Genomic DNA, 22,739 nt, shown 5'->3' with positions numbered 1-22,739 from the left:
CGGCTTCTTCCTTATTGTCTAGCTTCGGCGCCTAGCTCTCTTCCGCCAAATAACCTTCCCCATTGGGGTGCAAGCACTCCTGCGGGTGAAGAACATTTGGCTTCGAGAGCTGACCGCGGCACCTCAGCTTTTCCGGTTATCTAGTTTTCAAGGAACGATTTCTATTCATCAAAAATGGTGGAGCCTATCGGGATCGAACCGATGACCTCCTGCGTGCAAAGCAGGCGCTCTCCCAGCTGAGCTAAGGCCCCATAATCCAGGATGGGCCTAAGTGGACTTGAACCACCGACCTCACGCTTATCAGGCGTGCGCTCTAACCAGCTGAGCTATAGGCCCATAACCTCTATATTATTCAAGGAACAACAAGTTCCCTCAAAACTAAACAAGGCTACTACCTTGAGTCAACTTCTTTGCGGCCTTGCGCCGAGGAATCCAGCTCCTCTGAATCACTCGCAGACGCAGGCGCAAAACACCAAGAGAATAACAAATTCCCTCAAAACTAAACAAAACACCAAGCGCCATTATAATCAAACCGAAAGGTTTTGTCAATAAATCCTTAGAAAGGAGGTGATCCAGCCGCACCTTCCGGTACGGCTACCTTGTTACGACTTCACCCCAATCACTTGCCCCACCTTCGGCGGCTGGCTCCCGTAAGGGTTACCTCACCGACTTCGGGTGTTGCAAGCTCTCGTGGTGTGACGGGCGGTGTGTACAAGGCCCGGGAACGTATTCACCGCGGCATGCTGATCCGCGATTACTAGCGATTCCGGCTTCATGCAGGCGAGTTGCAGCCTGCAATCCGAACTGAGAGCGGCTTTTTGGGATTCGCTCCCCCTCGCGGGTTCGCAGCCCTTTGTACCGCCCATTGTAGCACGTGTGTAGCCCAGGTCATAAGGGGCATGATGATTTGACGTCATCCCCACCTTCCTCCGACTTTTAGCCGGCAGTCCCTCTAGAGTGCCCAACTGAATGCTGGCAACTAGAGGCAAGGGTTGCGCTCGTTGCGGGACTTAACCCAACATCTCACGACACGAGCTGACGACAACCATGCACCACCTGTCACCCTGTCCCCCCGAAGGGGGAACGCCCAATCTCTTGGGTTGTCAGGGGATGTCAAGACCTGGTAAGGTTCTTCGCGTTGCTTCGAATTAAACCACATGCTCCACCGCTTGTGCGGGCCCCCGTCAATTCCTTTGAGTTTCAGCCTTGCGGCCGTACTCCCCAGGCGGAGTGCTTATCGCGTTAGCTGCAGCACTAAAGGGTGTGACCCCTCTAACACTTAGCACTCATCGTTTACGGCGTGGACTACCAGGGTATCTAATCCTGTTTGCTCCCCACGCTTTCGCGCCTCAGCGTCAGTTGCAGGCCAGAGAGCCGCCTTCGCCACTGGTGTTCCTCCACATCTCTACGCATTTCACCGCTACACGTGGAATTCCGCTCTCCTCTCCTGCACTCAAGTCCCCCAGTTTCCAATGACCCTCCACGGTTGAGCCGTGGGCTTTCACATCAGACTTAAAGGACCGCCTGCGCGCGCTTTACGCCCAATAATTCCGGACAACGCTCGCCCCCTACGTATTACCGCGGCTGCTGGCACGTAGTTAGCCGGGGCTTTCTCGTGAGGTACCGTCACCGCGCCGCCTTATTCAAACGGCGCTCCTTCGTCCCTCACAACAGAGCTTTACGACCCGAAGGCCTTCTTCGCTCACGCGGCGTCGCTCCGTCAGACTTTCGTCCATTGCGGAAGATTCCCTACTGCTGCCTCCCGTAGGAGTCTGGGCCGTGTCTCAGTCCCAGTGTGGCCGGTCACCCTCTCAGGCCGGCTACGCATCGTCGCCTTGGTGAGCCGTTACCTCACCAACTAGCTAATGCGCCGCGGGCCCATCCGCAAGTGACAGCCGAAGCCGCCTTTCAACCAAAGACCATGCGGTCTTTGGTGTTATCCGGTATTAGCTCCGGTTTCCCGGAGTTATCCCGGTCTTGCGGGCAGGTTGCCCACGTGTTACTCACCCGTCCGCCGCTGACCAAACAAGAGCAAGCTCTCGTTCGGTCCGCTCGACTTGCATGTATTAGGCACGCCGCCAGCGTTCGTCCTGAGCCAGGATCAAACTCTCCAAAAGAAAGTTGATTGGCTTGCACTTCAGCTCCAGCACCAAAGTACTGTGAGCCTCAGCTTTTCGGATTGTCTAGCTTCGGCCGCTATCGGCTCGCGACGCTTCGTGTCCCGCTGCGGCGGCAACAGCCTCCTCGCGGGCCTCTCAGCGCGTTTCGCCGATAAGCAAGCGACCTCAGCTTTTCTTATGACGCTTGTGTTTTGTTTAGTTTTCAAGGAACTTTAGAATTGGTGTTGCACACTTTTATTATTATACTCACCATTCATTTCGCTGTCAATATGTTTTTTATTTTTATCAGCGACGTTTATTAATATACTTGATATCTATGTAAAAGTCAATAGTTTTTAACAAAAAAAATGAAAAGGCATTTTGGCTAGACGATGCCTTCTCAATTCTATTTTAGCTAAACGGATCCTTACAAAATATATTGGTCGATTACAATTAATGCCGCAGCCCCTGGGATGCCAAGAAATCCACAAACGAGTGAGGTGATAAAGTTAATCGGAATATGAATGCTAAAATGTCCGCCAATGGCATTGATGACAAACAGCGCTAGTGCGCCTACGATCAGACGGATGGCGGCATAGCCGAAAAAGCGAAGCGCCTTAAAACGAGCACCGACGATAAGGAGCACGGTAATGAGCGCTAGTAGTACGCTAATGACAACTTTTGGTTCCAATGGTTGAACCCCCTTTTTGTACGCTTGTACTACAAACGTATGAAACACGGGGGAAAAAAGAACAAAAAAATAAGGAAGTTAACGCACTTCCTTCAATGTGACGCGGCGATGCTTCGCTTCCCGGAGGAGAAAAAAATATTTTGCCTCCGCAAGTTGCAGCGCGCTTAGCACCTCCAGCGATGGGTCAACACTTTTTTCGATAAGTTGTTTTTGTTCGAACCACTCGGTTCTTGCTTTTTGTAGCTCAGCGATTAGCTTTTCATCAAATTGTCTCTTTAGTTTCCCCTTCCGCCGCCATAACAAACCGATCCCCACCTTCTTTCTCTCTACAGCTCGCGGCGTCCTTCCAACGCTTTTGATAACGTCACTTCGTCCGCATATTCCAAATCACCACCAACTGGCAACCCATGGGCGATGCGGGTAATTTTGATCCCTGTTGGTTTTAACAGACGCGATAAATACATGGCCGTCGCCTCCCCTTCAATGTTTGGGTCGGTCGCTAAAATCACTTCTTGGATCGTTTCGTCCTGCAATCTCGCTAGCAGTTCCGCAATTTTAATGTCTTCCGGTCCGATCCCTTCCATCGGGGAGATGGCTCCATGCAACACATGATATAGACCGTTATATTCCTTCATCTTCTCCATAGCGATGACATCTTTTGGGTCTTGGACGACGCAAATCATCGTCCGATCGCGCCGTTCATCTTTGCAGATGTAACAAGGGTCTGTATCTGTAATATGTCCGCAAATCGTACAATAATGAATATGACGCTTCACATCGACCAGCGCTTTGGCAAACTCGAGCACGGTATCTTCTTTCATTGCCAGCACATGGAACGCAAGACGGGCGGCCGTTTTTGGACCAATCCCGGGCAGTTTCATAAAACTGTCAATTAACTTCGATATTGGCTCTGGATAATGCATGGTTTCCCCCTAGAACAGTCCTGGAATGTTTAACCCTTTGGTAAACTGCCCCATCATGTCGTTAGCTAGTTCATCCACTTTTTTTAGTGCATCGTTTGTTGCCGCTAAAATTAAATCTTGTAACATTTCAATATCATCAGGGTCTACCACTTCTTCCTTAATTTTGACCTCCAAAATTTGTTTATGGCCATTGGCGACGACTGTCACCATACCTCCCCCAGCCGTCCCTTCTACTGTTTTTTCCGCTAACTCTTCTTGTGCCTTTTGCATTTCTTTTTGCATTTTCTGCATTTGCTTTAACATTTTTTGCATATTTCCCATTCCGCCACGCATCATTTTGGAATCCTCCTTCAATCGTTTATTCTTTAATTTCGATCAGTTCTTCACCAAACAGCCGTTTCGCCTCGGCAATCAACGGTTCGTCCTCACTTTTTTCTGCTTTAGCCTCTTTGTTACGGATAAAATCTTCCCTTATTTTTCCCCATTCTTCTTCCGGAATGGCGACCATTTCAAATCGCCGATTCGTCATTTCGAACAAAATCGCCTCAACATTTTCTTTCACTGAGCTCGCCGGATCCGTCGCCATTTTGCAGTGGATTTCATACTTAAACTTTAACACAAATGCCGAGGCGCTTGCTGCAACCGGCTCGCTCTCTTGAAGCAAGGCGGCGTGCGACACTTTATGCTGCCGTTTCAACGTATCAAGTACGTCCGCCCAGCGGCCTTTAATTAAGGCTAAATCTTCGTGCGTCGCTTGCTTCAACAGTTCATGAATGCGGCCAACTGGCGCTTTATATCCCCCGGTTTTCGCCACTTTCGTCGTTTTTTTCGCCGGAGCGGCGGCCGATGGGGAAGCGGACGGTTGTTCCTTCAGACGGCGCAGTTCGGCTTCTAACGTCTCAATCCGCTTCACTAACGGCTCCAGCTCGGAAGCGGATAACGACGGCGCGGCAGCCGGCTGATGGCAAAGCCTAACGAGCGCTACTTCCAAAAGGAGACGTGGGTGGTTCGTCCATTTCATCTCTTGCTGACTTTTGTTCAACAGCTCAATCGCTCCGTATAAATCAGAAAGAGGAATCGTTTCCGAAAGCGAGATAAACGCCTCATCGACGACTGCAATTTGAATGGCTCCTTCCACATGAGGGGCGGTTTTGTAGAGCAGCAAGTCGCGACAATATAAAATTAAATCTTCCACCAAACGATTGGGGTCTTTCCCCTGAGCCATCATTGTTTCGAACTGCTGAAGAACCGCAGCTGTATCTTTGCGGTAGATAGCTCCAATGAAGTCGGCTAATGCAGCAAATGACGCCGCCCCCGTCATCGACAGCACATCGTCGACCTCAAGCTTCCCATTGCTAAACGAAATCGCTTGATCAAGTAAACTGAGCGCATCGCGCATCCCCCCATCGGCGGCACGGGCAATGGCTGACAGCGCCTCATCAGATGCTTCCACACCTTGGGCATTCGCTACGTATTTCAGCCGGGAAACGATGGCCGATAGCGGAATGCGGCGAAAGTCGAACCGTTGACAACGGGAAATAATTGTTGCCGGAATTTTATGCGGCTCGGTCGTGGCCAAAATGAAAATGACGTGTTTCGGCGGCTCTTCTAACGTTTTCAGCAGTGCGTTAAACGCGCCGATCGATAGCATGTGTACTTCATCAATAATGTACACTTTATAGCGGACCGAAGTCGGTGCAAACTTTACTTTCTCGCGGATGTCGCGAATTTCATCGACACGGTTGTTGGAAGCGGCGTCAATTTCCAACACATCGGGAACCGTTCCGTTCGTAATGCCGAGACAAACGGGACATTCATTGCACGGCTCGGCCGCCGGAGCATGTTCACAATTGACCGCCTTGGCGAAAATTTTCGCCGCACTCGTTTTTCCCGTCCCACGTGGACCGGAAAATAAGTAAGCATGCGATATTTTATGTTGAAGCAGGGCGCTTTGCAATGTTTTCGTTACGTGTTCTTGGCCGACCATGTCGGCAAAACGCTGCGGCCGGAAAACACGGTATAACGCTTGGTATGCCACGGGAAACGGCCCTCCTCTTCCTCTCATCCTATTTATTATATAACTTCTCGTTTCAATTTAAAATAATAAAAAACCCACTCATTACGAGTGGGTTTCAGCTTGTCGACAAAGTCGACAAGCTGTTTTATTATGAAGGTAAGACGAGGGAGAAATGGAGGAAAGGAACGATGCTTCGGCCACACCAAGAAGATGGGCGCTATACCGAAACCACGGTGAAACTGGATGATCTGGTTCCAGAGGATCACTTGGTAAGAAAGCTGGATGCGGCCATTGATTTTTCTTTTATCTATGATGTGGTGAAAGATCTCTACTCTCCTGATCATGGACGTCCGAGCATTGATCCAGTGATGTTGTTTAAAATGTATTTGATTCAGTATGTATTTGGGATTCGCTCCATGCGTGAAACCGTCGAACAAATCCGAACCAACGTCGCCTATCGTTGGTTTTTAGGACTTAGTCTTCATGATCCCGTTCCTCATCACTCGACGCCAAGTAAAAACTATGCGCGTCGTTTCGCTGGAACGGATGTATTCCATCAAATTTTTTCACGGATTTTAAAAGAAGCCTTTGAACACGGATTGGTAGATTCGAGTGTCTTGTACGTAGACTCCACTCATGTCAAAGCAAGCGCCAATAAAAAGAAGTTTACAACGGAAATGGCAGAAGTCGAAGCCAAAGCCTACCAACAGGAACTCGAAAAAGAAATCGAACGGGATCGGATCGCTCATGGAAAATCGCCGTTGCCATCTGAGAAAAAAAAACGGGAAGTAAAAGTAAGCAAAACGGATCCGGAGAGCGGACTGTTGGTGAAAAATGAACGGGAGCGAGTGTTTGCCTATTCGTATCATACAGCTTGTGATCGCAACGGATGGATTCTACAGACCTACGTGACGGCAGCCAACGTCCATGACAGTCAAGCGTTTTTTGTGCTGTTCGAACGAGTGAAACGGGAAATCCAATCATGTCCGGAAGCCGTGTGTGTAGACGCAGGATATAAAACTCCTGCCATTGCCAAGTATTTACTCGAACAAGGGGTAAAGCCGATTTGGCCGTACACTCGCCCGAAAACAAAAGATGGATTCTTTCGGAAATCAGATTTTGTGTATGACGAATATTTTGATTGTTATCTATGCCCCAATGATCAAGTTCTATCTTACTCTACTACGAATCGGGAAGGGTACCGGGAATACAAATCGGACCCGGCGGTGTGCCGAAGCTGTCCGTATCTTCATCAGTGCACGCAAAGCAAGAGCTACACCAAAGTAGTCACTCGCCACGTATGGCAGGACTACTATGAAGAAGCAGAGCATTTGCGGTATGTTCCGGAATACCGGGAACTCTATGCCCTCCGAAAAGAGACGATTGAACGGGATTTCGCCGATATGAAAGAGAAGCATGGTCTGCGCTGGACGCATTACCGGGGATTGGAAAAAAATGAGGCGCAGGCGATGCTTGTTTGTGCTGCCATGAATTTAAAAAAACTGGCGAATTACCTATGGAAGGCGAAGCACCGCCCTTTCTTTTCCTTTGCATGGCTTCCCATCCTACCCACTTTTTTTGAAAACATAGTCTATTTATGGAACAAAATGGGTTTCAGACATTCGTCTGAAACCCATTTTGTCAACAGTCTGAAACCCACTCATTACGAGTGGGTTTTGTTTCACCTATGTAAGGCCGTGCACCTTCTGTCGATTAGCTGCCCCGAGCGTTGCTCAAGTAGTTAGCTCAGCCCAGGCACCCCCGCGGCACATGGGAGCATCCGCTTACTGCTGCTTCCTTCCGGACCTGACAGGGTTCACGGAATCCCATTGCGCGGGACCCAGACGTCAACACCACTTGCTTGAGACAGACCTCACAACAGACTAACCTCGAGAAGGGATTCAGCCTCGCTAGAGCGGATTGCGAGTACAGGGCACCGCTACCTCCCCGCTTAGCACGGCACTATCAGTATATCTCGTTTGTGGAAAAAATGCAATGTAAATAGGCGGATTTTTAGTTGGAACTTCCACCAACATTTTTCTTTCGTTCACGCAATCGGCGAAAAAAATCGCTTAGCAACGATCCACACTCGCTAGCCAACACTCCGCTAGTGACGTCGGCTTGATGGTTAAAACGGCTCTCTTGCAACAAATTCATCAACGTCCCGGCGCATCCCCCTTTTGGGTCACTGGCACCAAACACAACCCGCTCAATGCGAGAAAGGACGATGGCCCCCGCGCACATGGCGCATGGTTCAAGCGTCACATACAACGTCGCTCGTTCGAGCCGCCATGAACCAGTTGCCTGGCACGCTTCATCAATCGCTAAAATTTCCGCATGGGCAATGGCACGCTGCTCCGTTTCCCGCAAATTATGGGCGCGGGCGATGACGCGTCCGTCTTGAACGATGACGGCACCAATCGGCACTTCACCGATTTGCTCGGCTTTCTTTGCTTCTTCAATCGCTAACCTCATGTAATACTCATCGTTGTTCATCATATACCCCTTCGTGCAAACGGTCATTTCTCTTCTCTTTCCATCATAAAATATGGAGAATAAAGACGCAACTAGGAGGTCAAGTATGCAAATCCATGTCATACAGAGCGGACAAACGTTGAGCGGGATCGCTGAGGCATACGGAACGACCGTTGAGGAAATTGTCCGGGCCAACAAACTTCCAAATCCTGATGAACTTGTTGTCGGCCAGACGCTCGTGATCCCGATCGTCGGCCGTTTTTATTGGGTGCAACGCGGCGACAGTTTATGGTCGATTGCACGCCGATTTTCACTTCCGATGCAACGTCTCGCAGAGGTGAACCACCTCTCCTTAAACGCCCCCCTGCGGGTCGGCCAGCGGCTTTACATCCCGCCCGGCGCTAAGCGGAGGGCAGAGTTTAACGCATATATCGAACCGCGTGGAACGACCGTCAGCCCGGCACTGGAAGCAAGCGCCCGTGAGGCCGCTCCGTATTTGACCTATTTAAGCCCCTTTTATTTTTCCATCCGGCGCGACGCGACACTGCAAGGACCGCCGCTTGATGATTTTCCTGCCATCGCCCGCGCCAACCGCGTCACGCTTGTCATGGTTGTCGCCAACATTGAAAACGGACAGTTCAGCGATGAGCTCGGTGCGCTCATTTTAACCAATGAAACGCTGCAAAACCGCTTGCTTGACAACATTGTCGCGACCGCGAGGCAATACGGTTTCCGCGACATTCATTTCGATTTTGAATATTTGCGCCCGGAAGACCGCGAGGCATACAACGCCTTTTTACGCAAGGCGAAACGCCGATTTGAACGAGAAGGATGGTTGATATCGACCGCTTTGGCGCCGAAAACGAGTGCAACTCAGCGCGGGCGTTGGTACGAGGCGCACGACTACCGCGCCCACGGTCAAATTGTCGATTTTGTCGTCATTATGACGTACGAATGGGGCTACAGCGGTGGACCGCCGATGCCTGTTTCTCCGATCGGACCGGTTCGACGCGTTCTCGAGTACGCCCTTTCGGAAATGCCGGCAGGAAAAATTTTAATGGGACAAAACTTGTATGGCTATGACTGGACGTTGCCGTATGTACCGGGTGGCCCGTACGCACGAGCCATTAGCCCGCAACAAGCCATCGCTCTCGCCGCAAAGTATAACGTTGCTATCGAATACGATGTCGAGGCGCAGGCGCCGCATTTCCGCTACCGCGATGAGAATGGCCGTGAACATGAAGTATGGTTTGAAGATGCCCGTTCCATCCAAGCGAAATTTAATTTAGTTAAGGAACTTGGTTTGCGTGGAGTAAGTTACTGGAAGCTTGGCCTTGACTTCCCGCAAAATTGGCTGCTGATCAACGATCAATTCACGGTGGTGAAAAAATAAAAACACCAAGGCCAAAAACAATAAAAAAACCCGCCTTCGATCGGCGGGTTTTTTTATGGCTGGAAACGGCACCCTTGGTCAGCCGTTTCGGCTAGCAATCTCCTCTTATGCGCGTCAGTATTGTTCGTTATCGCCGTGGCTGAGAACAAGAAATTGGCATCCGCCATCCCTTTATCCTCGTTGCCAACGTCATTCAATATAACATGGTTACCGGGAAAAGTCAACCAACGATTTATCTAGGAAAACGTGCCTTTTGTTTAGCGAATGACATCCCGATTCCCCATATATGGACGGAGCGCTTCCGGGATGACGACCGATCCGTCTTCTTGTTGGTAGTTTTCCAAAATGGCAGCAACCGTGCGGCCGATGGCTAGCCCCGAACCGTTTAGCGTATGCACATATTCTGGCTTTGCTTTCGGCTCGCGACGGAAGCGGATATTAGCTCGGCGCGCCTGGAACGCCTCAAAGTTGCTGCACGACGAAATTTCCCGATACGTTCCATAGCTTGGCAGCCACACCTCAATATCATACGTCTTCGCCGCTGAAAATCCCAGATCTCCTGTACACAAGGCTACGACGCGATACGGAAGCCCGAGCCGTTGCAGGATCGTTTCGGCTTGGTGCGTCAATTTTTCCAACTCGTCATATGAATCCTCCGGCTTGACGAACTTGACGAGCTCCACTTTATTGAATTGGTGCTGGCGGATGAGCCCCCGCGTGTCACGGCCAGCCGAGCCAGCTTCGGCGCGGAAGCACGCGCTGTAAGCCGCATAGTAAAGCGGCAAGTCATCAGCCGTTAAAATTTCATCGCGATGCAAATTCGTCACAGGCACTTCCGCTGTTGGAATGAGAAAATAGTCTTCATTGTCCAAGTGGAACGCGTCTTCCGCAAATTTTGGCAATTGCCCTGTTCCGATCATGCTCGCCCGGTTCACTAAGTATGGCGGCAACACCTCTTGATAGCCAAATTCATCGAGATGGATGTCGAGCATAAAGTTGATTAATGCCCGCTCAAGACGAGCCCCTAGTCCTTTGTAAAACACAAACCGACTTCCTGCCACTTTGGCGGCCCGCTCAAAATCGAGCAAACCGAGTTGGTCAGCAATGTCCCAATGTGGCTTCGGTTCGAACGAGAACGAACGCGGTTCCCCCCATCTTCGCACTTCGACATTATCTTCTTCCGACTGGCCGACTGGCACTGACTCATGCGGTACATTCGGAATCGATAACAGAAGGCTGTCGAGCTCTTCTTCAAGTTGGCGAATTTGCTCGTCCATTTGTTTAATGCGGTCGCCGACTTCGCGCATTTCGGCGATCAACGACTCGGCGTCCTTTTTTTCACGCTTTAAGACAGCAATTTGTTGCGACACCTCATTGCGCTTGCTTTTTAACTCCTCCACCTGAGCGATCAAACGACGACGCTCTTTATCAAGCTGCTCAAACCGGTCGATGTTGGCCAAGTCGTCGCCGCGCTGCAGCAGTTTTTCTTTCACCTCTTGAAATTGGGTGCGTAGTAATTTCACATCCAGCATTCGCTTTACCTCCTTATCCACCATTTATTATACATAAAAATGCTCCCGTCCCAAAAAGGGACGGGAGCGTTCCCGCGGTGCCACCCTTATTGAAGGCCACCATGCCTTCCACTTTTATGCCGGTAACGGCGGCTGCCGAAAACGCCTACTGGCCGCTTGAGCGTTCAGCGCTTTGCTCGAGGATGGATTCACAGGCTCCTCCTACCGGTTCACACCACCCACCGGCTCTCTGAAAGGACGGACGCCTGCTACTAGTTCCTCTCATCGCTTTCCCATTGATTAAATGCTTGATACCGTTTTTGCTTCCTTCACCATATTTAAGAAATATCGCATTAACCGATGGTCATCAGTCAACTCAGGGTGGAACGAGCAACCAAGAAACTGGCCTTGTCGAGCCGCGACAATGCGGTCATTGTATGTCGCGAGGACTTCGACCTCGTCCCCGACCTCAACGATGTGCGGTGCGCGGATAAAAACGCCGACAAACCCATCGCCGACCCCTTTGATCGACAGCTCAGCTTCAAAGCTTTCCCGTTGCCGGCCGAACGAGTTTCGTTCAACCGTAATGTCCATCAAACCTAGATGGGGCTCATCGTAGCCGACGATTCGTTTCGCCAGCAAAATGAGCCCGGCGCACGTACCGAACATCGGTTTGCCGTCAGCAGCAAATTGCTTCAGCGGTTCCATAAGTCCATACCGATCGATGAGACGACGCATCGTTGTGCTTTCGCCGCCCGGCAACACGAGTCCGTCGAGTCCAGTGAGCTGCTCTGTCTTTTTCACGACAACCGCCTCGGCGCCGCACGCCTCAATGGCGCGGACATGTTCTTGCACGGCTCCTTGCAGTCCGAGTACACCTATTTTCATCGTTCCTTTGCTCCTTTGCCTAGCTTACCAGCCACGTTCTTGCATGCGGTGCTCTGGCAACAATGTCGCGACATCGATGCCGCGCATCGCACCACCCAGCCCTTTGGACAAGTGGGCGATCAGCTCATAGTCTTCGTAATGAGTTGTCGCTTCAACAATCGCACGCGCATATTTTTCTGGGTTTTCCGATTTGAAAATGCCCGACCCGACAAAGACACCGTCTGCGCCTAAGTGCATCATGAGAGCAGCGTCAGCCGGTGTCGCGACACCGCCAGCAGCGAAGTTGACGACCGGGAGGCGACCAATTCGTTTAATTTCGCGCAACACTTCGACCGGAGCCCCAAGCTGTTTCGCCTCAGCGACAAGTTCGTCTTCGCTCATGCTAACAACTTTACGGATTTGCGCGTTGACCTTGCGCATATGGCGCACCGCTTCAACAATGTTGCCTGTCCCCGGCTCCCCTTTTGTCCGTAGCATTGATGCCCCTTCAGCAATGCGGCGGGCAGCCTCCCCCAAATCGCGACAACCGCATACAAACGGAACCGTAAACTGCCGTTTATCGATATGGAATTCCTCATCAGCCGGCGTCAATACTTCACTTTCATCGATATAGTCAACGCCAAGCGCCTCAAGGACGCGCGCTTCCACATAATGACCGATGCGCACTTTCGCCATGACCGGGATCGACACAGCGTTCATCACTTCTTCGACCACCGTCGGGTCTGCCATGCGCGCGACACCGCCAGCAGCACGAATGTCTGCCGGGACACGCTCGAGCGCCATAACCGCGACAGCTCCTGCCGCCTCCGCAATTTTTGCTTGTTCCGCATTTACGACGTCCATAATTACGCCGCCTTTTTGCATTTCCGCCATCCCTCGTTTGACGCGATCCGTACCTGTCAATGCCACCGTTGATTCCCCCTATTCCTATCGTTATGCTTTGCCATATGCGCAAAAGGATGATTTATACTGTTTTATTTTAACTCAATTTTTACAAAAATCACAATGGAAAAAAGCTCCCCTGGCAGGGGAGTCATTTTACAGCCAACCTTTCACCGCTTTGACCGCGCTCGTCCATAAGTCGGCAAACAGCCCACCGATCGCACGCATTGAGAGCACAAACCAGTTTGCTTTTTCTACCTCGACTGTCGTAACAAGCGGCACCCGGATGTTTTTTTGCATGTCCGGGCTTAAAAAGGCGAGAGAGTCGTCTCCTTTATATTCGAGCGTCATATACCCGACTGTCTCTCCCTTTTTCAACGGAGCAATCAGCTTTCCTTCATTTGTCATTTTTTTCTTGTCCAATACATATACCGGCTTGTACTGTTTTTCCTCGCCGTTTCTGACTAACAGCGACAGTTTTTTACCTGTCTTGACACGAACCTCTTTTTCTTTCCCTTTCGCGACTGGAAGCTTCTCTTTTCCTTTCAGCTGATATCCCTTCGGATAAAGCGTTTGGAGCGAGTATTGATTGAATCCATAGTTAAATAGCTTTTTCGTCTCCTCGAAGCGCGCCTCTTTCGTCGTTTTTCCGCTCGCATTTTTCGCGTTCATAACGACAGAAATAAGGCGGACACCGTTTCGTTTCGCCGTTCCAGTGAAGCAATTGCCGGCAAATTCAGTATAGCCAGTTTTTAATCCGTCTACCCCTTCATATTCGTACACAAGCCCTGGCAACATCCAGTTCCAGTTGTCCATTCGAATTTCATCATCCGTTCCTTCGCGGAACAGTTTCTTTGGAATGCTCGCTGTTTCCAGCACTTCTGGGTGATCTTTCAGCAGCCGGTAGGCAAGGGTCGCCATCGCCCGTGCGGACATGACGTTTTCCTCGTCTTGGCTTGTTCCTTGTGGATGGAATCCCTTTAAGTCACTGTTGCTTAACCCGGTTGAATTGACAAATTTATAGTCTTTGAGCCCAAGCTCTTTCCCCTTTTCATTCATCATTCGCACAAAATTTTTCTCTGATCCGGCAATGATTTCGGCAATCGCGACCGTTGCTGCATTCGCTGAATAAATGGCCATCGCCTCGTACAGCTCACGAACCGTATATTGCCCGTCCTTGCGCAGAGGGACGTTCGACAGCGACCGGTCTTGCGACAGCCGGTACACGTAATCGCTTGGCGTATACGTTTGATCCCATTTGACGCGCTTCGCTTTAATAGCGTCAAGGAGCAAGTATTCAGTCATCATTTTCGTCATACTGGCAATGCCAAGCACCGCATCAATATTTTTTTCGTACAAAATTCTTCCTGTTTGCGCGTCCACTAAAATAGCGGCATCGGCCCGAATATCAAGCGGCACGCTCTCCGCTTTCACCGTTGCTTGGAACGGCCATAGCGTCAAACAAAGACAAATTGATAGTAGCCAAACAAACCAGTTTCGTTTCTTTGTCTCCACGTCGCACCCTCCTTACACAACCGTTATTGTAACATATGGACAGCCAAAAAAATAGACGGAGAACATGTCTCCGTCAAAGTTAGGTCGATTGGCGCAACCTCGCTTAAAACGCAGAGTAGTTTGGCGCCTCTTTCGTAATTTGTACATCGTGCGGATGGCTTTCACGGAGTCCTGCGCCCGTCATGCGGATAAATTGTGTTTTCTCCCGCAACTCGTCCAAGTTCCGCGTTCCGCAGTAGCCCATACCAGCACGCAGTCCGCCGACGAGCTGGTAAATCGTATCGGCGAGCGGTCCTTTGTATGGCACGCGTCCCTCGATGCCTTCCGGGACAAACTTTTTCGCTTCCTCTTGGAAATAGCGATCCTTGCTGCCTCGCTCCATTGACGCGACCGATCCCATACCCCGGTACACTTTAAAGCGACGTCCTTGATAAATTTCCGTCTCACCTGGGCTTTCTGAGACGCCGGCGAGCAAACTACCAAGCATAACAGCATGCGCTCCAGCCGCCATCGCCTTCACGATGTCGCCGGAATATTTGATCCCGCCGTCAGCGATAATCGGAACGCCATGTTTGCGCGCCTCCGTCGCACAATCGTAAATGGCTGTAATTTGCGGCACTCCAACCCCGGCGACAACCCGTGTCGTGCAAATAGATCCCGGACCGATCCCGACTTTAATAATGTTTGCTCCCGCTTCAATTAAGTCGCGCGTCGCCTCAGCTGTCGCGACATTCCCAGCGATAATGTTCAAATCTGGGTACTGGCGACGGATATTGGCCACTGTCTCGAGGACACCTTTGGAGTGGCCGTGCGCCGTGTCGACGACAATGACGTCAACCCCTGCCTCAACGAGTTTTTTAACACGGATCATCGTGTCCGCTGTCACTCCAACAGCCGCCCCGACGACAAGTCGTCCTTTCGCGTCCTTCGCCGAGTTCGGGAACTCAATCACCTTCTCAATGTCCTTGATGGTAATTAACCCTTTTAGTATCCCGTTTTCATCAACAAGCGGCAATTTTTCGACTTTATGTTGTTGCAAAATTTTCTCCGCTTCCTCTAACGTTGTTCCAACCGGAGCTGTGATCAAATTTTCTTTCGTCATTACCTCGGAAATTTTAATCGAGTAGTCTTGAATAAAACGCAAATCGCGGTTTGTAATAATCCCAACAAGCTTTTGTTCCTCAGCGTTGTTCACGATCGGCACACCTGAGATACGGTATTTGCCCATTAAATGCTCCGCATCGTACACTTGATGATCAGGCGTTAAGAAAAACGGATCAGTAATAACCCCTCGCTCCGACCGTTTTACTTTATCGACTTGCTCAGCTTGCTGCTCAATGGACATGTTTTTGTGGATGATACCAAGACCACCTTGACGCGCCATCGCAATCGCCATTTCGGCCTCGGTGACGGTATCCATGCCAGCGCTAATAATCGGGATGTTCAACTGCAGTGTGTCACTTAACCTCGTCGTGACATCAACATCGCGCGGCAGCACGTCAGATTTTGCCGGGATGAGAAGAACATCGTCAAACGTCAATCCTTCCTTCGCGAATTTCGCTTCCCACATGTTTTCTCCCCCTTGTCCGGAAATATTATTAGTAGCTTAACAACTGGTTAAACTACTGTCAAGGAATCAAAAAAATGTCCTACTTTTCAGTTATTTCCCTACAATTCAGCAACAAGGAGGGCAAAAATGTTCGGAAATACCAAAAGTGCATTCAACCTTTCCGTTTTCCGTTCCGCGGATACCGCGCAACACTTTTTGCAGCAATGCTACAAGCAACAGCAACGCGATGACGCAGTCCAACGCAGTTATACAAATTGTTATCCGTTTTTGTACTATTTGGAGCACGGACAAAACTTTTACGCCGCTGCCCAGCAGGCCCCGTTGTCGATCAAGCCAGTTCTTTTATTTTACGGAATGGTTCAGCTTTTAAAAGCCTGCTTGCTTACCGTTGATCCCAACTACCCGGAGTCAACATCTGTCTTAGCCCACGGGGTGTCAACGAGAAAGCGAAAAAAACAAGGCTATGAATTTTTAGATGACGAAGTAAAAGTACAAAAAAATGGTTTGTTCACTCACTTTTCTGAAAAAATGTTTCATGTGAAACAGGAAGCTGGGGAAAAGTTTCGCATGGGCACACTGTTGCAACGGATTTGTGAACTACATGAAACGTTTTTTTTCCTAGGCGGACGAAAAAAGCCATTATCTTTGCCGATTGTACATAACGTTTCACCACCGATACTGGCCATCCCAAAAACAATTTTAGATCACTATCACATGTCGTTATCCCGATTTGTCCAATACATTGGAGAGGAGGGGCAAGGAAGGAAGCTTGTCTTCATCAAAGAGGAAGGAGAATTTCTTTATTTTGAGACAGCAACGCCGCTATCTTCCGTGGGAGAAGGCCCATTTTTATTTCATCTTAACGGGACATACCATATCCCGACCAAGAAAGAAAAAATTTTTACACTCCCAGAGATTCACGCCCATTACTTGTTGCTCTATAACTTAAGCATGATCTCCCGTTACGAGACCGAATGGTGGAGCGAACTCCTTCACTCCTACTCCAGCAAGGCGTATATTTTTATTCTTCAATTTCTTTCCGTGTCGGCGGAAAAAGTCCCGTTATTGTTGAACGAATATTTGATGCAAAAGCTTTTGGCTAAACCAAATTAAAAACCCCTGCTGTTTGAAACAGCAGGGGTTTCTTTCGCCTAGCAGCGACCTACTCTTGCAGGGGCGCTGGCCCCAACTACCATCGGCGCTGGAGAGCTTAACTTCCGTGTTCGGGATGGGAACGGGTGTTTCCTCTCCGCTATCACCACTAGGCAATATGAAGTTGTGGGATCATTCCCTCAAAACTAGATAACCGTTTTTGGGGAAGAAGCCTCCGCTTGTCGTACTGTCTAGCTCCGGCCGCCATCGGCTCGCGACGCTTCGGTCCTGCTGTGGCGGCGACACATTGCATACGCTCCTGTGGCACCACCCACGCAGAACCAAGCTTTGCTTGGTTCGAGCCTCCTCGCAGGCCCTCCAGCGCGTCTCGCCGATAGGCGGGCGGCCTCCGCTTTTCTAGGTTAAGCCCTCGATCGATTAGTATCCGTCAGCTCCACGTGTCGCCACGCTTCCACCTCGGACCTATCAACCTCGTCATCTTCGAGGGATCTTACTCGCCTAACGCGATGGGAAATCTCATCTTGAGGGGGGCTTCACGCTTAGATGCTTTCAGCGCTTATCCCTTCCGCACATAGCTACCCAGCGGTGCCCCTGGCGGGACAACTGGTACACCAGCGGTGCGTCCATCCCGGTCCTCTCGTACTAAGGACAGCTCCTCTCAAATTTCCTACGCCCACGACGGATAGGGACCGAACTGTCTCACGACGTTCTGAACCCAGCTCGCGTACCGCTTTAATGGGCGAACAGCCCAACCCTTGGGACCGACTACAGCCCCAGGATGCGATGAGCCGACATCGAGGTGCCAAACCTCCCCGTCGATGTGGACTCTTGGGGGAGATCAGCCTGTTATCCCCGGGGTAGCTTTTATCCGTTGAGCGATGGCCCTTCCATGCGGAACCACCGGATCACTAAGCCCGACTTTCGTCCCTGCTCGACCTGTCCGTCTCGCAGTCAAGCTCCCTTGTGCCTTTGCACTCTCCGAATGATTTCCAACCATTCTGAGGGAACCTTTGGGCGCCTCCGTTACCTTTTGGGAGGCGACCGCCCCAGTCAAACTGCCCACCTGACACTGTCTCCCACCCCGATAAGGGGTGCGGGTTAGAATTTCAATACCGCCAGGGTGGTATCCCACCGACGCCTCCACCGAAGCTGGCGCTCCGGCTTCCCTGGCTCCCACCTATCCTGTACAAGCGATACCAAAATTCCATATCAGGCTGCAGTAAAGCTCCACGGGGTCTTTCCGTCCTGTCGCGGGTAACCTGCATCTTCACAGGTAGTATAATTTCACCGGGTCTCTCGTTGAGACAGTGCCCAAGTCGTTACACCTTTCGTGCGGGTCGGAACTTACCCGACAAGGAATTTCGCTACCTTAGGACCGTTATAGTTACGGCCGCCGTTTACTGGGGCTTCGGTTCGCACCTTCGCTTGCGCTAAGCGCTCCCCTTAACCTTCCAGCACCGGGCAGGTGTCAGCCCCTATACTTCGCCTTTCGGCTTCGCAGAGACCTGTGTTTTTGATAAACAGTCGCTTGGGCCTTTTCACTGCGGCTCTTCGGGGCTCATCACCCCAAAGAGCACCCCTTCTCCCGAAGTTACGGGGTCATTTTGCCGAGTTCCTTAACGAGAGTTCTCCCGCGCGCCTTAGGATTCTCTCCTCGCCTACCTGTGTCGGTTTGCGGTACGGGCACCTCTTCCCTCGCTAGAGGCTTTTCTTGGCAGTGTGGAATCAGGGACTTCCGGATCAAATCCGTCGCCATCACAGCTCAGCCTTTACGGCCAGCGGATTTGCCTACTGGCCAGCCTTACTGCTTGGACAGGCTCTTCCAGCCGCCTGCTCACCCTATCCTCCTGCGTCCCCCCATCGCTCAAACGGGAAGGAGGTGGTACAGGAATCTCAACCTGTTGTCCATCACCTACGCCTTTCGGCCTCGGCTTAGGTCCCGACTAACCCTGAGCGGACGAACCTTCCTCAGGAACCCTTAGGCTTTCGGCGCAGAGGATTCTCACCTCTGTTTTCGCTACTCATACCGGCATTCTCACTTCTAAGCGCTCCACCAGTCCTTCCGGTCTGGCTTCGATGCCCTTAGAACGCTCCCCTACCGATGACCAACGGTCATCCCGCAGCTTCGGCGGCACGTTTAGCCCCGGTACATTTTCGGCGCAGAGTCACTCGACCAGTGAGCTATTACGCACTCTTTAAATGGTGGCTGCTTCTAAGCCAACATCCTGGTTGTCTTCGCAACTCCACATCCTTTTCCACTGAACGTGCACTTGGGGGCCTTAGCTGGCGATCTGGGCTGTTTCCCTCTTGACCACGGATCTTATCACTCGTAGTCTGACTCCCAAGGATAAGTCATTGGCATTCGGAGTTTGACTGGGTTCGGTAACCCGATGAGGGCCCCTAGCCCAATCAGTGCTCTACCTCCAAGACTCTCACCTTGAGGCTAGCCCTAAAGCTATTTCGGGGAGAACCAGCTATCTCCAAGTTCGATTGGCATTTCACCCCTACCCACACCTCATCCCCGCACTTTTCAACGTACGTGGGTTCGGGCCTCCAGCCGGTGTTACCCGGCCTTCACCCTGGACATGGGTAGATCACCTGGTTTCGGGTCGACGACGACGTACTCAAACGCCCTATTCAGACTCGCTTTCGCTGCGGCTCCGCCTCTTCGGCTTAACCTCGCACGCCATCGTCACTCGCCGGTTCATTCTACAAAAGGCACGCCATCACCCATGAACGGGCTCTGACTACTTGTAGGCACACGGTTTCAGGTTCTCTTTCACTCCCCTTCCGGGGTGCTTTTCACCTTTCCCTCACGGTACTGGTTCACTATCGGTCACTAGGGAGTATTTAGCCTTGGGAGATGGTCCTCCCTGCTTCCGACGGGATTTCCCGTGTCCCGCCGTACTCAGGAGCCGCTCGGGAGGGAACGAAGTTTCGACTACAGGGCTGTCACCTTCTCTGGCCGGCCGTTCCAGACCGGTTCGTCTACCCCGTTCCTTTCTCACTCCCATCTGAGCGGTCCTACAACCCCAAGAGGCACGCCTCTTGGTTTGGGCTGTTCCCGTTTCGCTCGCCGCTACTCAGGGAATCGCATTTGCTTTCTTCTCCTCCGGGTACTAAGATGTTTCAGTTCCCCGGGTGTGCCCTCCATGCCCTATGGATTCAGGCATGGATCCTGCCCCATTACGGGCAGGGGGTTTCCCCATTCGGACATCTCCGGATCAACGCTTGCTTACAGCTCCCCGAAGCGTTTCGGCGTTTGCCCCGTCCTTCATCGGCTCCTAGTGCCAAGGCATCCACCGTGCGCCCTTTCTAGCTTAACCTACAGCTCGTTTCGGCTTCTTCCTTATTGTCTAGCTTCGGCGCCTAGCTCTCTTCCGCCAAATAACCTTCCCCCTTGGGGTGCAAGCACCCCTGCGGGTGAAGAACATTTGGCTTCGAGAACTGACCGCGGCACCTCAGCTTTTCCGGTTATCTAGTTTTCAAGGAACGATTTCTATTCATCGAAAATGGTGGAGCCTATCGGGATCGAACCGATGACCTCCTGCGTGCAAAGCAGGCGCTCTCCCAGCTGAGCTAAGGCCCCATAATCCAAGATGGGCCTAAGTGGACTTGAACCACCGACCTCACGCTTATCAGGCGTGCGCTCTAACCAGCTGAGCTATAGGCCCATAACCTCTATATTATTCAAGGAACAACAAGTTCCCTCAAAACTAAACAAGGCTACTACCTTGAGTCAACTTCTTTGCGGCCTTGCGCCGAGGAATCCAGCTCCTCTGAATCACTCGCAGACGCAGGCGCAAAACACCAAGAGAATAACAAATTCCCTCAAAACTAAACAAAACACCAAGCGCCATTATAATCAAACCGAAAGGTTTTGTCAATAAATCCTTAGAAAGGAGGTGATCCAGCCGCACCTTCCGGTACGGCTACCTTGTTACGACTTCACCCCAATCACTTGCCCCACCTTCGGCGGCTGGCTCCCGTAAGGGTTACCTCACCGACTTCGGGTGTTGCAAGCTCTCGTGGTGTGACGGGCGGTGTGTACAAGGCCCGGGAACGTATTCACCGCGGCATGCTGATCCGCGATTACTAGCGATTCCGGCTTCATGCAGGCGAGTTGCAGCCTGCAATCCGAACTGAGAGCGGCTTTTTGGGATTCGCTCCCCCTCGCGGGTTCGCAGCCCATTGTAGCACGTGTAGCCCAGGTCATAAGGGGCATGATGATTTGACGTCATCCCCACCTTCCTCCGACTTTTAGCCGGCAGTCCCTCTAGAGTGCCCAACTGAATGCTGGCAACTAGAGGCAAGGGTTGCGCTCGTTGCGGGACTTAACCCAACATCTCACGACACGAGCTGACGACAACCATGCACCACCTGTCACCCTGTCCCCCCGAAGGGGAAAACGCCCAATCTCTTGGGTTGTCAGGGGATGTCAAGACCTGGTAAGGTTCTTCGCGTTGCTTCGAATTAAACCACATGCTCCACCGCTTGTGCGGGCCCCCGTCAATTCCTTTGAGTTTCAGCCTTGCGGCCGTACTCCCCAGGCGGAGTGCTTATCGCGTTAGCTACAGCACTAAAGGGTGTGACCCCTCTAACACTTAGCACTCATCGTTTACGGCGTGGACTACCAGGGTATCTAATCCTGTTTGCTCCCCACGCTTTCGCGCCTCAGCGTCAGTTACAGGCCAGAGAGCCGCCTTCGCCACTGGTGTTCCTCCACATCTCTACGCATTTCACCGCTACACGTGGAATTCCGCTCTCCTCTCCTGCACTCAAGCCCCCCAGTTTCCAATGACCCTCCACGGTTGAGCCGTGGGCTTTCACATCAGACTTAAAGGACCGCCTGCGCGCGCTTTACGCCCAATAATTCCGGACAACGCTCGCCCCCTACGTATTACCGCGGCTGCTGGCACGTAGTTAGCCGGGGCTTTCTCGTGAGGTACCGTCACCGCGCCGCCTTATTCAAACGGCGCTCCTTCGTCCCTCACAACAGAGCTTTACGACCCGAAGGCCTTCTTCGCTCACGCGGCGTCGCTCCGTCAGACTTTCGTCCATTGCGGAAGATTCCCTACTGCTGCCTCCCGTAGGAGTCTGGGCCGTGTCTCAGTCCCAGTGTGGCCGGTCACCCTCTCAGGCCGGCTACGCATCGTCGCCTTGGTGAGCCGTTACCTCACCAACTAGCTAATGCGCCGCGGGCCCATCCGCAAGTGACAGCCGAAGCCGCCTTTCAACCAAAGACCATGCGGTCTTTGGTGTTATCCGGTATTAGCTCCGGTTTCCCGGAGTTATCCCGGTCTTGCGGGCAGGTTGCCCACGTGTTACTCACCCGTCCGCCGCTGACCGAACAAGAGCAAGCTCTCGTTCGGTCCGCTCGACTTGCATGTATTAGGCACGCCGCCAGCGTTCGTCCTGAGCCAGGATCAAACTCTCCAAAAGAAAGTTGATTGGCTTGCACTTCAGCTCCAGCACCAAAGTACTGTGAGCCTCAGCTTTTCGTATTGTCTAGCTTCGGCCGCTATCGGCTCGCGACGCTTCGTGTCCCGCTGCGGCGGCAACAGCCTCCTCGCGGGCCTCTCAGCGCGTTTCGCCGATAAGCAAGCGACCTCAGCTTTTCTTATGACGCTTGTGTTTTGTTTAGTTTTCAAGGAACTTTTAT

At 51.6% G+C, this 22,739-nt stretch carries 13 protein-coding genes, 4 tRNA genes, 4 rRNA genes, 1 other RNA gene, 1 pseudogene and 1 other annotated feature; of the genes and pseudogenes, 3 read left to right on the top strand and 20 right to left on the bottom strand.

What is annotated here, in order from left to right:
* Window positions 1-175: 175 nt before the first annotated feature.
* The 8 genes from IC804_RS09930 to dnaX form a co-directional block, all read right to left on the bottom strand.
* A tRNA-Ala gene (locus tag IC804_RS09930) sits at window positions 176-251 on the bottom strand.
* 11 nt (window positions 252-262) lie between these two features.
* Window positions 263-336: transfer RNA gene (locus tag IC804_RS09925), tRNA-Ile, on the bottom strand.
* Window positions 337-560: 224 nt separating this feature from the next.
* A 16S ribosomal RNA gene (locus IC804_RS09920) occupies window positions 561-2,117 on the bottom strand.
* 409 nt (window positions 2,118-2,526) lie between these two features.
* Window positions 2,527-2,790: a pro-sigmaK processing inhibitor BofA family protein gene (locus tag IC804_RS09915; protein WP_008882097.1), complete on the bottom strand. Its 264-nt coding sequence runs from the start codon at window positions 2,788-2,790 to the stop codon at window positions 2,527-2,529.
* A gap of 78 nt (window positions 2,791-2,868) precedes the next feature.
* A complete protein-coding gene (locus IC804_RS09910) occupies window positions 2,869-3,093 on the bottom strand; it encodes a YaaL family protein (RefSeq protein ID WP_008882096.1) in 225 nt (74 codons plus the stop codon).
* A gap of 23 nt (window positions 3,094-3,116) precedes the next feature.
* Entirely contained in the window at window positions 3,117-3,713 is a 597-nt protein-coding gene (gene recR / locus IC804_RS09905; protein WP_008882095.1) for a recombination mediator RecR, read from the bottom strand.
* A 9-nt stretch (window positions 3,714-3,722) separates the two neighbouring features.
* Entirely contained in the window at window positions 3,723-4,049 is a 327-nt protein-coding gene (locus IC804_RS09900; RefSeq protein WP_008882094.1) for a YbaB/EbfC family nucleoid-associated protein, read from the bottom strand.
* A 22-nt stretch (window positions 4,050-4,071) separates the two neighbouring features.
* Window positions 4,072-5,751: a DNA polymerase III subunit gamma/tau gene (gene dnaX / locus IC804_RS09895; protein ID WP_081157639.1), complete on the bottom strand. Its 1,680-nt coding sequence runs from the start codon at window positions 5,749-5,751 to the stop codon at window positions 4,072-4,074.
* 167 nt (window positions 5,752-5,918) lie between these two features.
* On the opposite strand from dnaX, the pseudogene IC804_RS09890 reads away from it, so the two are divergent.
* Window positions 5,919-7,253: pseudogene (locus tag IC804_RS09890) on the top strand (IS1182 family transposase); the annotation flags it as partial.
* Window positions 7,254-7,425: 172 nt separating this feature from the next.
* On the opposite strand, the gene ffs reads toward IC804_RS09890, so the two are convergent.
* Both ffs and tadA read right to left on the bottom strand, forming a co-directional pair.
* Window positions 7,426-7,690: signal recognition particle sRNA large type (gene ffs / locus IC804_RS09885), an RNA gene on the bottom strand.
* Window positions 7,691-7,743: 53 nt separating this feature from the next.
* Complete coding sequence (gene tadA / locus IC804_RS09880; RefSeq protein ID WP_029761871.1) at window positions 7,744-8,226, bottom strand: tRNA adenosine(34) deaminase TadA; 483 nt, start codon at window positions 8,224-8,226, stop codon at window positions 7,744-7,746.
* A gap of 85 nt (window positions 8,227-8,311) precedes the next feature.
* On the opposite strand from tadA, the gene IC804_RS09875 reads away from it, so the two are divergent.
* Window positions 8,312-9,598, top strand: a complete 1,287-nt coding sequence (locus tag IC804_RS09875) for a glycoside hydrolase family 18 protein (protein ID WP_081157582.1) — start codon at window positions 8,312-8,314, stop codon at window positions 9,596-9,598.
* A gap of 257 nt (window positions 9,599-9,855) precedes the next feature.
* On the opposite strand, the gene serS is transcribed toward IC804_RS09875, so the two are convergent.
* The 5 genes from serS to guaB all read right to left on the bottom strand — a co-directional run bounded on the left by serS (window position 9,856) and on the right by guaB (window position 15,964).
* Window positions 9,856-11,130: a serine--tRNA ligase gene (gene serS / locus IC804_RS09870; protein WP_008882085.1), complete on the bottom strand. Its 1,275-nt coding sequence runs from the start codon at window positions 11,128-11,130 to the stop codon at window positions 9,856-9,858.
* A gap of 53 nt (window positions 11,131-11,183) precedes the next feature.
* Window positions 11,184-11,404, bottom strand: a binding site (T-box leader).
* Window positions 11,405-11,409: 5 nt separating this feature from the next.
* Window positions 11,410-11,997, bottom strand: a complete 588-nt coding sequence (gene pdxT, locus IC804_RS09865) for a pyridoxal 5'-phosphate synthase glutaminase subunit PdxT (RefSeq protein WP_008882086.1) — start codon at window positions 11,995-11,997, stop codon at window positions 11,410-11,412.
* 24 nt (window positions 11,998-12,021) lie between these two features.
* On the bottom strand, window positions 12,022-12,906 hold the full coding sequence (gene pdxS, locus IC804_RS09860) for a pyridoxal 5'-phosphate synthase lyase subunit PdxS (protein WP_008882087.1): 885 nt from the start codon (window positions 12,904-12,906) through the stop codon (window positions 12,022-12,024).
* 129 nt (window positions 12,907-13,035) lie between these two features.
* Window positions 13,036-14,394, bottom strand: coding sequence for a serine hydrolase (locus tag IC804_RS09855; protein ID WP_081157581.1), 1,359 nt, complete (start codon window positions 14,392-14,394; stop codon window positions 13,036-13,038).
* A gap of 103 nt (window positions 14,395-14,497) precedes the next feature.
* Window positions 14,498-15,964 carry an IMP dehydrogenase gene (guaB, locus tag IC804_RS09850; protein WP_008882089.1) on the bottom strand — a complete coding sequence of 489 codons (1,467 nt, stop codon included), beginning with the start codon at window positions 15,962-15,964 and terminating at the stop codon, window positions 14,498-14,500.
* Between the two features lie 126 nt (window positions 15,965-16,090).
* On the opposite strand from guaB, the gene IC804_RS09845 reads away from it, so the two are divergent.
* Window positions 16,091-17,077, top strand: a complete 987-nt coding sequence (locus IC804_RS09845; RefSeq protein WP_008882090.1) for a YaaC family protein — start codon at window positions 16,091-16,093, stop codon at window positions 17,075-17,077.
* 36 nt (window positions 17,078-17,113) lie between these two features.
* Here the strand turns inward: IC804_RS09845 and rrf are convergent.
* The 5 genes from rrf to IC804_RS09820 all read right to left on the bottom strand — a co-directional run bounded on the left by rrf (window position 17,114) and on the right by IC804_RS09820 (window position 22,519).
* Window positions 17,114-17,230: ribosomal RNA gene (gene rrf, locus IC804_RS09840) — 5S ribosomal RNA — on the bottom strand.
* Between the two features lie 244 nt (window positions 17,231-17,474).
* Window positions 17,475-20,403: ribosomal RNA gene (locus IC804_RS09835) — 23S ribosomal RNA — on the bottom strand.
* 187 nt (window positions 20,404-20,590) lie between these two features.
* Window positions 20,591-20,666: transfer RNA gene (locus IC804_RS09830), tRNA-Ala, on the bottom strand.
* Between the two features lie 11 nt (window positions 20,667-20,677).
* Window positions 20,678-20,751 (bottom strand) — tRNA-Ile (locus tag IC804_RS09825).
* A gap of 224 nt (window positions 20,752-20,975) precedes the next feature.
* A 16S ribosomal RNA gene (locus IC804_RS09820) occupies window positions 20,976-22,519 on the bottom strand.
* Together the 16S, 23S and 5S rRNA genes with 2 tRNA genes alongside form the textbook arrangement of a ribosomal RNA operon.
* Window positions 22,520-22,739 lie beyond the last annotated feature (220 nt).

It is taken from the genome of Geobacillus sp. 47C-IIb (genome assembly GCF_014679705.1).
Lineage (GTDB): Bacteria > Bacillota > Bacilli > Bacillales > Anoxybacillaceae > Geobacillus > Geobacillus thermodenitrificans.
Note: the sequence above shows the minus strand (reverse complement) of the source record. Positions and strands in the feature narration are given on the sequence as shown.

What these genes read in the sequence shown, in the direction of transcription:
- recR (WP_008882095.1), bottom strand. Translation starts at nt 3,713, where the DNA reads ATGCATTATCCAGAGCCAATATCGAAGTTAATTGACAGTTTTATGAAA.
- IC804_RS09900 (WP_008882094.1), bottom strand. Translation starts at nt 4,049, where the DNA reads ATGATGCGTGGCGGAATGGGAAATATGCAAAAAATGTTAAAGCAAATG.
- tadA (WP_029761871.1), bottom strand. Translation starts at nt 8,226, where the DNA reads ATGAACAACGATGAGTATTACATGAGGTTAGCGATTGAAGAAGCAAAG.
- IC804_RS09875 (WP_081157582.1), top strand. Translation starts at nt 8,312, where the DNA reads ATGCAAATCCATGTCATACAGAGCGGACAAACGTTGAGCGGGATCGCT.
- serS (WP_008882085.1), bottom strand. Translation starts at nt 11,130, where the DNA reads ATGCTGGATGTGAAATTACTACGCACCCAATTTCAAGAGGTGAAAGAA.
- pdxT (WP_008882086.1), bottom strand. Translation starts at nt 11,997, where the DNA reads ATGAAAATAGGTGTACTCGGACTGCAAGGAGCCGTGCAAGAACATGTC.
- guaB (WP_008882089.1), bottom strand. Translation starts at nt 15,964, where the DNA reads ATGTGGGAAGCGAAATTCGCGAAGGAAGGATTGACGTTTGACGATGTT.
- IC804_RS09845 (WP_008882090.1), top strand. Translation starts at nt 16,091, where the DNA reads ATGTTCGGAAATACCAAAAGTGCATTCAACCTTTCCGTTTTCCGTTCC.